The sequence below is a fragment of the Pseudomonas sp. 18.1.10 genome, from assembly GCF_024655625.1.
Lineage (GTDB): Bacteria > Pseudomonadota > Gammaproteobacteria > Pseudomonadales > Pseudomonadaceae > Aquipseudomonas.
On record NZ_JANLGL010000028.1, the window covers coordinates 13893 to 26206 of the forward strand.

The 12314-nt window shown below is 54.1% G+C and carries 8 protein-coding genes; all 8 read right to left on the reverse strand.

Annotated features, from left to right (window positions below; all coding sequences use genetic code 11):
- Positions 1-102: 102 nt before the first annotated feature.
- Positions 103-843 carry an SDR family oxidoreductase gene (locus NUV89_RS07560; RefSeq protein ID WP_257780819.1) on the reverse strand — a complete coding sequence of 247 codons (741 nt, stop codon included), beginning with the start codon at positions 841-843 and terminating at the stop codon, positions 103-105.
- Complete coding sequence (locus NUV89_RS07565; RefSeq protein WP_257780820.1) at positions 840-2153, reverse strand: FAD-binding oxidoreductase; 1314 nt, start codon at positions 2151-2153, stop codon at positions 840-842. The genes NUV89_RS07560 and NUV89_RS07565 overlap by 4 nt, the downstream gene beginning before the upstream one ends.
- A complete protein-coding gene (locus NUV89_RS07570; RefSeq protein ID WP_374684461.1) occupies positions 2150-3640 on the reverse strand; it encodes a UbiA family prenyltransferase in 1491 nt (496 codons plus the stop codon). Before NUV89_RS07570 ends, NUV89_RS07565 begins: the two co-directional genes overlap by 4 nt.
- Positions 3641-3915: 275 nt before the next feature.
- A complete protein-coding gene (locus NUV89_RS07575; RefSeq protein WP_257780821.1) occupies positions 3916-8613 on the reverse strand; it encodes a glycosyltransferase in 4698 nt (1565 codons plus the stop codon).
- Positions 8606-9961, reverse strand: coding sequence for an ABC transporter ATP-binding protein (locus tag NUV89_RS07580; RefSeq protein ID WP_257780822.1), 1356 nt, complete (start codon positions 9959-9961; stop codon positions 8606-8608). The genes NUV89_RS07575 and NUV89_RS07580 overlap by 8 nt, the downstream gene beginning before the upstream one ends.
- Entirely contained in the window at positions 9951-10778 is an 828-nt protein-coding gene (locus NUV89_RS07585; protein WP_257780823.1) for an ABC transporter permease, read from the reverse strand. Before NUV89_RS07585 ends, NUV89_RS07580 begins: the two co-directional genes overlap by 11 nt.
- Positions 10778-11323 (reverse strand): dTDP-4-dehydrorhamnose 3,5-epimerase, encoded by a 546-nt coding sequence (rfbC, locus tag NUV89_RS07590; protein ID WP_257780824.1) that lies wholly within the window; start codon positions 11321-11323, stop codon positions 10778-10780. The genes NUV89_RS07585 and rfbC overlap by 1 nt, the downstream gene beginning before the upstream one ends.
- Before the next feature lie 104 nt (positions 11324-11427).
- Positions 11428-12312 (reverse strand): glucose-1-phosphate thymidylyltransferase RfbA, encoded by an 885-nt coding sequence (gene rfbA, locus NUV89_RS07595; protein WP_257780825.1) that lies wholly within the window; start codon positions 12310-12312, stop codon positions 11428-11430.
- Between the last annotated feature and the right edge of the window lie 2 nt (positions 12313-12314).

Genomic DNA, 12314 nt, shown 5'->3' on the forward strand with positions numbered 1-12314 from the left:
ACGATGAGGCCACACAAAATCAGTGCGAGTATTGTGAAGCGCCGAACAGCATTAGATGTCAAAATATTTCCCCCAACAAAACCCATACCCCAAGATAAAAAATTAAAGGCTGAGCCTTTTAAAGATCACACTGGGTACACTTTTTATAATCAACATTATCAAACGCCAGAACCCCGGCACATACAGTGTATCTTTTTGCTTTTCAACGCCCTTGATAATGAGCGCCGCGACCTGCTCCGGCGTCGCCAGCAACGCTGCTGGCAATGCCAAGCCCCGAGTCATCGGCGTATCAACAAATCCTGGCTTGATGGTCATCACATGAACGCCCACCTTGAACATCCGCGCGCGCAGGCCTTCACAAAAGGTCGACACCGCCGCTTTCGCCGTACCATAAAGATAGTTTGAAGGCCTGCCGCGGTCGCCTGCCACCGATGAGATCACTGCCAGCGTGCCACAACGCTGGGTCTCAAATTGATTGGCAAGCAGCGAAAGCAATCCAATTACCGAGGTACCGTTGTTACTGAGTTCTGCCAAGGCAACGGAGACATCCTGCTCACAGGCTTTTTGATCTGGCAACGTGCCGTGGGCAATGAGCGCAATATCAATCTGTTGCATTGTGCCCGTGCAGCTTTCAAGCATCGGGCCATGGGCGGCAAAATCGGTGGCGTCCATGCAGTGGACCGTGACCGTTTTTGCACCGCGCGCGGTTAGGTCTGCCGACACCTGTGCCAGCTTTTCGGCACTGCGGGCCACGAGAAAAAACTCACTGCCTTGTTCTGCCCAGAGGCGAGCGCAAGCCGTGGCAATGCCCGATGTGGCACCAATAATTAGAATTCGTTTCATTGAGTAACTCGTTTCCAGAAGTGGGAATTCAGAGAGGGGTCGCGCAAGGCTTCCAGCCGCTCCCAGCCTGCATAGGCCTGGCGAAAATCAGCGCCGCTCATGTGAGCATCCTTGGCCGGGTACAAGCGCCCGCCTCCTTCGCGAACAATGGCATCCAACCGCGCAAACAGCCGCGCCAGATCCGCCTTCTGCGGAAAGTCCAGCGCCAGGGAGGTGCCCGGCAAGGGAAAAGAAAGCAGCCCCGGAGAAGCAATGTCGCCACAGCGTTTCAGCACGGCGAGAAACGAGCCCTGGCCTGACTCGGCAATAGCGCTCAACAAGGCGCGCATGACCACATCAGCCACGGCGTCGGGAATCACGCATTGGTACTGCTGGAAACCTCGACGCCCGTAAATACGGTTCCAGTGCAGGATGCGATCCAAAGGGTAAAAAAACGGTTCGTAGCTGCTGCGCTTGCGTGTGCTCTGCGCAGGATGCACCCGCCAGTACAGATCATTGAACGCGCGCAACGAAAGATTGTTTATCAGAGAAATCGGCGGTGTCAGCGGAACACTCAACTTCGCCCGCTCGTCCACCTCCAGCGACCCATAACGAGCGTGGTCACCCACGATGAATACACCACGCCCCGTCTGAGCGCCCTTCGCCAGGCAGTCGATCCAGGCAACACTGTATTCATGCTGGTGATCCAGCTCAGCGGACAGGCTGAAAAACTCGGCCAGGTTGTCGAATCGCACCACTTTGCTGTCTATCTGGCTCGCGCGGATCGGGATCAACTGGATTTCGGCCCAGGTAATAATCCCAGTCAGGCCGAGCCCCCCGATTGTAGCGGCGTACAGCTCTGTATTTTCGTTAGGGGAGCAGCTCAGAGGTTCTTCGTTGTGGCGCAACAAACCAAAACATCGCACATGGTTGCCAAAGGTGCCGCGCAGGTGGTGGTTCTTGCCGTGGACGTCATTCGCGATAGCGCCGCCAAGCGTTGCGAACTGAGTGCCTGGGGTGACGGACAAGAACCAGCCCTGCGGTATGGAGATGGCCAGTATCTCGGCGAGCGTTACACCCGCCTCGGCTCGCACCACACCTTGCTGCCAATCCACGTGGATGAAGCGATCAAGGGTGCGCATATGCAACACATGATCGCTGGCGGCCATGCAGCTGTCGCCGTAGCTACGCCCGTTGCCATAAGCCAGGGTCGTCCCATGCGCGGCGAGCACACCATCACGTAAAGCTGCGACATCACTGACCCAACTGCACGCATGTGCAGCCTGTGGTGTATGGGGATAACGCCCCCATGAATGCAGCGGGCTACTCATGCTGCCACCCAGAACACCAACCCAAACAGTACGCCAACGACCAGGCTGATACGATCGCGAATGGCGAACACCACAGGGTCGTCATGCATTTGCCCGCGATGCGTGAGCATCCATACGCGGGTGATCCAGAACAACAGCAATGGGCAAGCCAACCAGATGACCTGCGGATGGGCATACAGACCGGACGTTGCCTGATCGTGGATGTACAGCGCCAATACCATGACCGCCAGATAACCGGAAGATGCGCCCAGCGAGGAGATCATTTCCAGGTCTGCGGGGTAATAGCCTCGTCCGCGAGTTTTCCCGGTATCGCCCTTTCGCTTTGCTTCACGCAGTTCGGCGTAACGCTTAACCAGTGCGAGGCTAAGGAAAATGAACATTGAGAACGCCAGAATCCAGAAGGTCAGTTCCAATCCGAAAGCTGCCGCGCCGGCAATGATGCGCAAGGTATAAAGTGCCGCCAGAGCGATCACATCGATAGCCATCTGCCGTTTCAAGGACAGTGAATACGCGAGCGTCAATATGTAATACACAATCAGCGCTGCCGAAAATTCCCACGGCAGAAGCCATGATGCTCCGGCAAACGCGCCGACCAACAGTATCGGAAAAACCAGCAATCCGTGCTTGATCGACAATCGCCCCGAGGCAAAAGGACGATTCCTTTTGGAGTGATGGTGTCGGTCATCCGCGAGGTCCAGCAAGTCATTGAGCAGGTAAACGCTGGACGCGCAAAGCCCAAAAAACAAAAAAGCCAAAGCCCCCTGCCATAACAACAAGGGGTTGGTCAGTTGATGAGCCGCCATCAGGGGTACAAAAATCAGTGCATTTTTCATCCACTGATGCAACCTGAACGCTTTCAGCCAGTCTTTCAGCCCGGAGGTGTTGGAGTGAATGACTTGCTGAACATTGCCGTGCAACCGGGCACGGCGTTCAACGCCGGATTCCGGGTTGACGACGTAGGCTTCACGGGCCGATGCCCAGACGAGGATGTCGTCGTGGGAGTTACCCACGTAGTCGAAGCCGCCCTCTCCGTAGCGCTGGACCAGAAGGTCTCGCTTGCGCTGGGCGGACAGATTGCGACTGGCATCCGAAGCCAACACTTCGTCAAATAACTGCAGATGTTTTGCAATGTCTTCGGCAAGGGTGTGATGACTGGCTGTCGCCAGCACGATGGTCCGCCCCTTGCGCCGCTCGCTTTCAATCAGTTCGATAACCACCGGATCGAAAGGCAGGACGCTAACATCAATAGGGTTGGCAAGCGCAAGCCCCTCTTTTAATGCAGCCTTTCCCTTTGCCAACCAGCCAAATACCTTGAACAGGCTAAATGGCTTATGCCGGACAAAAGCCATACCTGTTTCCAGCAGCATGTCGGAGCGCAGCAGTGTGCCGTCGAGATCGATAACTAGCGGAAAGCTGGGAGGTGTGAGATGGATAGTCACAAGAACTCTTCCCTGAACATAAGGTAACCCACTACAAAATAAATTCATGAAAATAACGGGAAGCGAACACCGGGGCCTACTCGATGGCAGCGCCCTTTATTCGCGAGAAACGTTACCACAGACGACATATTTCTTCATAAAAATGACCCGAGGATTGGCCGGAAGCGGCACCGTCACCAAGTGGTGGCGTCAGCCCCTCACCTACCGGCAGACGAGTGCCAGTAGGAGGGACTGATTCGATCAAAACGAAGAATGGGCAGTATTGCATCACGCTCACTACCGCTCGTACCGCCGCCTATATATCCGGCCCACCTCTAAGCGGATTAAAGTTTAACCCTGGGTGGCCACGCCAACCCAAAGTCCTCATGATCCAGAGTCAGATTCGGATTGTAAGCGTAGTCTTCCTGAATATTCGGCCAACGGCTTTGAATATAAACGACCTCGTTGGAAAACCGCTCCTTCTTCTCCGGCGTATCTTCCAGGCCGCGTGTAGCGGACTCGTGGTGATAGAGCTCGGCAAAAGGCGTCCACACGTTGATGTATCCCGCCTCCTGAACCCTCAGGCAGAAGTCGACATCATTGAAGGCAATCTTGAGGTTTTCTTCATCCAAACCACCGACCTGCTCAAAAATGCTTTTCTTGATAATCAGGCAAGCAGCGGTCACCGCCGAAAGCTCTTGCGTCAACGCGGCCCTGCAGAAGTAACCGTAGTCGCCTTTTGGCAAGTATTTATGCGAGTGACCTGCAACCCCACCCACGCCAACCACGACACCACCATGCTGCAGGCGATCATCGGGATACCAAAGCCGTGCCCCCACTGCACCAACGTTTGGCTGCAGTGCGATCGACACCATCTCATCCAGCCACTCCGGCGTAATGACTTCAATGTCGTTGTTAACAAGGCCAATCAGCTCGCCGCGCGCCATTCTGACGGCGCCATTATTCAGCGAGGAATAATTGAACGGCCCGTCATCACGCAATACACGAATGTTTTCTTGCTGAGCAAGCGCTGCAAAATAATCAAGAGATACCGCATCGTCCGAGCCGTTATCGATCAAGATAATTTCATAGTGACTATAGGTGGTCAGCGCCTGAATACTGTCAATGCATTGCTTGACCAGTGCGTAAGCGTTACGGGTGGGAATAATCAGTGTGACCAAAGGCGGCGTAACGGGACGCGTGTAGTGAACACGATACATACCCATCGGCAAAAGCTCTGTGGTACCGATATTACCTTTGCGCTGGAGATGCTCATCCAAGGCTTTGACGCCAGCCAGCGCGGCATAAGGTTTCTCATCGCCAGCCATGGCGGTACTGCCAGCATGAATCCGCCAGTGATAGAGAATACGCGGGATATGTACGATGTGGCTGCGATCAAGCTTCTCTATGCACCGCAAGGCCAGGTCGTAGTCTTGCGAGCCTTCAAAACCTGTGCGGAATCCACCGACTGCCTTCACCAGATCCGAACGGTAAACGCCCAAGTGGCAAACCATATTCTGTGAGCGGAACAAAAACTCATTCCAGTCCGACTTGAAGTAAGGCGAGCTGCGTTTACCGGCAGTGTCGATCTTGTCCTCATCAGAATAGATAACGCCAACATCCGGGCAATCATGAATGGCACGAGTCACCCAGTACAAGGCGTGTTCCGCAAGCAAGTCGTCATTGTCCATCAGCGCGACATACTGCCCCGATGCCAATGCCAGCGCCGAATTACTGGCATTGGAGATATGACCGTTTTCTTGGCGAAATACAACTTTAATGCGCTGATCCTGTTGCTTGAGCAACTTGAGATAAGCGATAACCTCGGGGTCACTGGAGGCATCGTCTGCGATGCACAATTCCCAGTTTTTGTAGAGCTGTGCTTGAACGCTCTCAACCGCTTCACGCAACAAGTCTAGAGGCGGATTGTAGACGGGCATAATGATCGAAATGAGTGGTTTTATTTTCCACTTACGAACTTCTTCGCTGATCTTCCAACGACCGTTATCGTCAAGAGTGTCGTAATACTGCACCCACCGAGAGTAGTCATGACGATCAGGCACCTCGCGCGTTTCCGTGCCTATAAAAGCAAAGTTACTTGCACCAGAGACCCACACGACTCTCGCCTTCAGACCCGCAACGCCTTGTTGGCGCCACACTGCGATAGCCTTGCGGACGGTACTGCGCAATCCGCCGCCCCGGCGGATAACAGCAGGCAACAGGCCCCATAGCCGTTTAACCTGCCTAACGCGCTTGACGAGCTTGCGCAGGGGCGCTGTGATCTTCCAACTCGACGATGACTGCATCTCTATGATGTGCAGGTTCAAGTTATGGATATGCGTATCTTTCTGAACCTGCTGTACACGCAATCGGTCTTCAAGGTTGGAGATGTGAACATCCTTCTCCAGCAAAGACTCTTGCCATTTGGCCAGCGTGTTCTGCAGCACTTCATCCTTGAGTGACGCCTGTTGGTGCAGCGTCGCAAGGATCTGACGACGCTCAGCCTCAGAATGCGCGTGCTCAAGTGCCGTCGAGGCTATGAACTCTTCAATTTGCGAGTCTTTTTCGTCCAGCTCAAGTTTTCTCTGTTCGGCCAAGCGCTGGAGGGATGCCTCATGTGCCTCAGCCAACAGTCGCAGTTGTTCGACGACCGCTTGAACTTCCTTATCTTTGTCACGAACAACTTGCGCGATTACTTCAGCATGACTGGACGTAATCGATGCTTTCAATAGCTCCAAAACGCCGGAGATCTCGCGATTTGAATCAACCAATAGGTCGAGCTTGTCATTCGAACCCAGGATAAGGTCGAGTTTACTGTTTGAGTCAGCGATCAAGTCCAGTTTGCTACTTGAATCCAGAAATTGGTCGAGCTTATTTTGCAATTCGTCATTATTGCGTGTGAGGCCAGATTGATTCAGCACATCGATCTCTTGAGCCAGTTGCTCTTCCGTGAATAAAGTGAAGCTTACTTCTAGCTCTACTTGATCAGTACCACTAAGCGTTTCTGCTTTCAGAGGAATCATCACGCTCGGATCGTCACTCAGCGCTAGATAAAGCGTGTCGCGCCCGACTTCGGAAATCCGCATCGCGGATGCAATGACAAGCGGCTGACTGATGTCATCTTGCCACTCCAAAATCTTTTCGGCGCTAGAGTACACCTTGATCGCGTGAATCGAAAAGCTTTGACGTCGATTAATCGGGTCAAACCGCAGCGACACCCCCTTGGACAGCGCGCGAGGAAGGGTGAACCTGATCAGTTGAGGCCCATCATCGACCACTCGGAGCAATGCGGACTCCTCTGAAAGATTTCCCGCCTCATCACTTATATAGAGCTTGGCGTGCTTGGACGGAGTGTGCGTCGCGCCGAGCTTGTGAATCATTGCTTCGGGCGACCAGTTGAGGAAACGATTCGCGTCAGCGCCAGTTACCCGCTCTTGAAAAGCCGCCTCGGTAGCGATGTAGCGCGTGAGGTCTTCAGGACTGATATCCATGCCAGCGCTTGCCAACAGCTGGGTCACGAATTCTTGCCGACTGACCGACGAAGTGCTTGGATAGAAGGGGCTCGCCGCCGCCATCAGCAGTAGCAGCGCGCGCATCATCAAGTAGCCGAGTTCAACCCCCTCAGCACTCTCCCACTCAACATCGATGAACTGCGGGATGTCGCCCGCTCCGACAACAATGTTTTGAGGGACGGCGTCAATATAACGCCCCGGAAGCAACGACTTGGTCGAGAGCAGGTCAACGTTGACCCCCTCCGCTTCCAGAAGTGCTTTCAGGCAGGCGAGGTACTTCTGCAAGAATGGCGTAAAGCCCTCTACGCTCCAGTCACGACGTGCTGCAACATCGAGAAACTCCAGGCTGAGCACGCTGCCTTTGGCGTAGGCATCCACGCTTGGCAGCACATATTTAAAACCATCCTCAAGGCTCGCCTGCGCCTCATCACTCACAACACTTCCCAGTTTTTTGTAGCGAACCTGAATCCCTTGTGGCGTTTTGACGAACACTGATTCCTTGCAATAACGGATCTTCCTGCCAGTACTGTAGTGGTAGGCAAGTACGTCACCGTCCAGCGATTCGTTTTTCTCGCAAGACGCCACAATCAGGAAGGAGTTCGCCAGATCCATCCCCAGGCGGTTGTCTATGACGACCGACCAGGCTTTTTCCAGGTTGAACGTGGTCTGCTCTGGAAGCTGCGGATCCTTCTTGACGTTCTGCCACGCCAAGGCCGCTGCGTCGAACTCGTCACACGCAAACCCCTCCTCCGTGATGATCGAATTGGGCAGTTTGTAATCGGGGCTGGGGGCCATGAAGCTGGAAGAGGTAAAACCAGCGCGCGCAATGAGATCTTTGAGTTCTTTCTTGCCGTAGGTCTTGGGTTGGCCGTGCTCGTATCGACCCTCAATACCGTACATGGTGATACCGACATGATCTTCGGGAGCCCCTGCAAAATACTTGAGCCCCAACTGGTTTTCGATAGCGATAAACAGATGCCCATCGGGCTTCAATAGTTTGCGGACCCGCATAAGCATTGCCAAGGCAGGATCATCGGCATTGCTGAACATACTGGCGTATTCGAGAACACCGATAAGCGTGACAACGTCAAATTGCTCTTCGATTTTAAAGTCGTCGAACCGCTCGGCCAATACCGTGACGTTACTCAGATCCCGTGTGCGACTGGCAGCAATCGCCGCGCGACGCGGACTGCCTTCCAGGCACAACACGTCCGCACCACATTCACCAAGGTAGCGACTGATGGCACCACAACCGGCACCGATCTCGAGCACACGCGACTTCAATAAATGTTCGAACGGACGCAGGATATTGGCCCGCGTTGCGCTCAAATGATAAAGCTTTGCCCAATCGGTACAGTACTGCGGAAGTTCATCCGACAACACGGAAACGTCTTGGGCGTTGTGGACGATGCTTGCGAGCTCGGTTTCGGCATTATCACCATCACTGTAGGCGATACCCTGAAAATCAGCGCGCACCCACACGTTCGTGGCGCAATCCTTGGTATAGCCATGTACATCGAGTTTAAACATTTGGATCTACCGGATCGATTGTCATGGCAGCGCCGAGGTCAATGAGCCCCAACAGTTTAGGGGTGGGTTCAACAATAAAGTGAATGGAGTCATAACGCCTATCATGGGGGATGATGTCTTCACCTTCTCTGGAGGCAATGCCCAAGGATATAAAGTAATCACCCGTCGCGAGTCTATTCACAAATTTGACATTCGCCGTCGCAACGCTTCCAGACTCTCCCATCGTTCTGCTCTCGGCACACGCCAATAGATAGGAATTGGTGCCGTAGACCGTGACACCCTCCTTGGTTTTAATCGTGAAACCAAGAATTGGATTAATCACTGAACGGTTAAATCTAAGTGCAAAACTCAGCACAATCTCATCACCTGATTCAGCGCTGGCCGGAAACTCACGACCGTTCGCGCTCAAGTGGAAATCCAGCAGCGTGGCCGCACCATCGCCCCAGCGATACTCATGAGGGTTGTACCCGATGCGGGATGCGTAAACGTCGTGCTCTAGAGACAATTGTGCCTCTGGCGTAACGGGCACTACCGCTTCTTCAGGCACCTCCAAAGGTGCGCATGCCTGGTCATCGTCAGCATTACGCCCGAAGAGAATATCGGTGTAGCGATTAATAACCGGGCGTGACTCGCCGATCATTTCCACGCGACTTTGCTCCAACAGAATTGCGCGCGAGCAATGCGTGACCACCTGCTCACTGGAATGAGTGACCAGCAGGATGCTTGTTCCATTCTCTTTAAGCTGACGTAGACGCTCGAAACATTTAGCTTGAAACCGCGCATCACCGACCGAAAGCGCTTCGTCTACCACCAGGATCTCTGGGTCCACCTGGGCCTGGACGGCAAAAGCCAGCCTGACCGCCATGCCGCTGGAATAGGCCTTGACCGGCTGATCGAGGAAATCGCCAATGTCTGCAAAACTGGCAATGGCATCAAAGCGATGATCCACTTCTTCACGGGTCAAGCCCAGGACTGCTCCGTTGAGATACACATTCTCACGCCCCGTAAACTCAGGGTTGAAGCCTGAACCCAATTCGAGCAGTGCAGCGATGCGTCCGCGGGTTTCAATCTCGCCAATCGTCGGCGCAAGGGTGCCGCAGATAATCTGCAACAGGGTCGACTTACCCGAGCCATTTCGGCCTACGATGCCGACTGTTTCGCCTTTCTTGACCTCGAAGCTAATGTCCCGCAACGCCCAGAACTGCTTGCCGTAAGTGTCGACCGGATCACCGACCCAACGCTGCAATTGCGGCACGATCGCCTGCTTCAACCGATCGCGCGGCTTGTCGTAGGTGTAAAAACATTTGGAGACGTTCCGAACGCTGATTACCGACTCATCAGATGACATCAGCGAACCCTTTGCGTGTTTTTTGGAAAAACCAAAAGCCAATGGCGGCAACCACTGCGCCAATGATGATAGCGACACCCAGACTTGACCAATCTGGCAAGTGCCCGAAAAGCAGGACGCTTCGGCTCTCCTCAATGATGTAGGTCAGCGGATTGAGCTGTAGCCAAGGCCTGTAAACTTCCGGCAGTGCTGCGATCGGGTACAGCACAGGGGAGAGAAAAAGAAGTACGGTCGTCAGTACCGTGATGACATGACCGACGTCTCTCAGGTAAACCCCCAGCGACGCCAATAACCAGCTGACCCCAAGCGTTGCCAGGATCAAAGGCACCAGAATCAACGGAAATAGAAGTGCCGTCCAATAGAGCTGCCCCATAATCAACAGCTGGGCGGCCAATAAAACGACCAAGCTGATGCAGCTATGAAACAGTGCCGAGCCCAGCGTAATGACCGGCAGGATCTCCAGCGGGAACACCACTTTTTTCACATAGTTACTGTGGCTCATCACCAACGAAGGCGCGCGGTTGGCACACTCGGCAAACAGCCCATGGACGATCATGCCGACAAACAGCAAAACCGCGAACCCTCCCTTGCCTGTTTCCACACCCGCCCAACGAGCCTTGAAAATCTCGGAGAACACAAAGGTGTACACGGCAAGCATAAGGATCGGATTGAAGAAGGACCATGCCAGGCCCATAACCGAGCCACGATAACGCCCAATGACTTCACGCGTCGTCATCTGCGAAATCAACGAACGGTTTTTCCAGAGGCTGTTAACCAGGCTGATAGGCCCCGCAGGCGGTGCGCGGTGAGGGTCCACTAGGCAAACACCTCGGCATTCAGCAAGCGAGGGGCGTTGGCATCTTTAGCGGACAGTGTCGGCGCCTCGCTGATCGGCCAGTCAATCGCCAGATCGGGGTCGTCCCAGGCAACACTTCGCTCGTGCTCAGGCGCCCAATAATCCGTGGTTTTATAAAGAAATTCAGCACTCTCCGAGAGCACGACGAAACCATGCGCGAAGCCTTCTGGCACCCAGAGCTGGGCTCTGTTGCTCGCGCTGAGATGGACGCCCACCCACTTGCCGAAATTCGCCGAACTTCTGCGTAAATCTACCGCGACGTCAAATACTTCACCGTGGGTAACGCGTACGAGCTTTCCCTGGGCCTGCTTGACTTGATAGTGCAGCCCACGAAGCACGCCTTGGGCGGAGCGTGAGTGATTGTCCTGGACAAAATGAACTGGTTTTCCGACAGCCTCTTCAAAAACTTTCTGATTGAAGCTTTCGTAGAAAAAACCACGCTCGTCCCCAAACACTTTTGGCTCAAATAGAAGAACGTCCGGGAGGGCGAGTGAGGTAGCTCTCATCTTTACAATATCTCCAAAATGTAGCCAGCGCCGAGGGGTCGGCGCTGCTGGGCAAAAAAGATCTTAGGGCAGCAGCCTTGGGCGACGCATTGCGGTCACGCCCTTCAAAAGATCTTCTCGTGCAGTAAGCGCTTCAGGTACTGGCCGTAACCGTTTTTGGACAGCGGAGCAGCGAGTTTCTCCAGCTGCTGCGCATCAATCCATTTTTGCCGGAATGCAATCTCTTCCGGGCAGGCCACTTTAAGCCCTTGGCGACGCTCAAGTGTGGCAATGAAATGGCTCGCTTCAAGGAGAGAATCGTGGGTGCCCGTATCCAGCCAGGCATACCCTCGGCCCATGATTTCTACCGATAGTTTGCCGCGCTCCATATAGATACGGTTCAGATCGGTAATTTCCAGCTCACCTCGAGGTGACGGTTGGATGCTTTTAGCAATATCAACCACTTCCTGGTCATAGAAGTACAGACCGGTTACCGCATAGCTTGATTTTGGCTGGAGCGGTTTCTCCTCCAGGCTCATCGCCCGGCCTTGACCATCAAACTCTACAACCCCATACCGCTCAGGATCATTGACGTGGTAAGCGAAGACGCTGGCGCCCTCTTCCCGAGCCATCGCGTTTTTCAACAGCTCATTGAAGTGGTGACCGTGGTAGATATTGTCGCCCAGTACCAGTGCCGACAGATCATTACCGATAAAGTCTTCACCAATGATGAACGCCTGCGCCAGGCCGTCCGGGGAAGCCTGCACCGCATAGGAAATATTCAAGCCCCAATTGCCGCCGTCGCCTAGCAATTGCTCAAAACGTGGCGTGTCCTGGGGGGTGGAGATAATCAGGATATCGCGGATGCCTGCCAACATCAGTGTGGTCAGCGGGTAATAGATCATCGGCTTGTCGTAGACCGGCAGCAACTGCTTGGAAATAGCCAAAGTCGCCGGGTGCAGGCGCGTGCCCGAGCCACCGGCCAGAATGATTCCTTTACGTTTAAGCATGT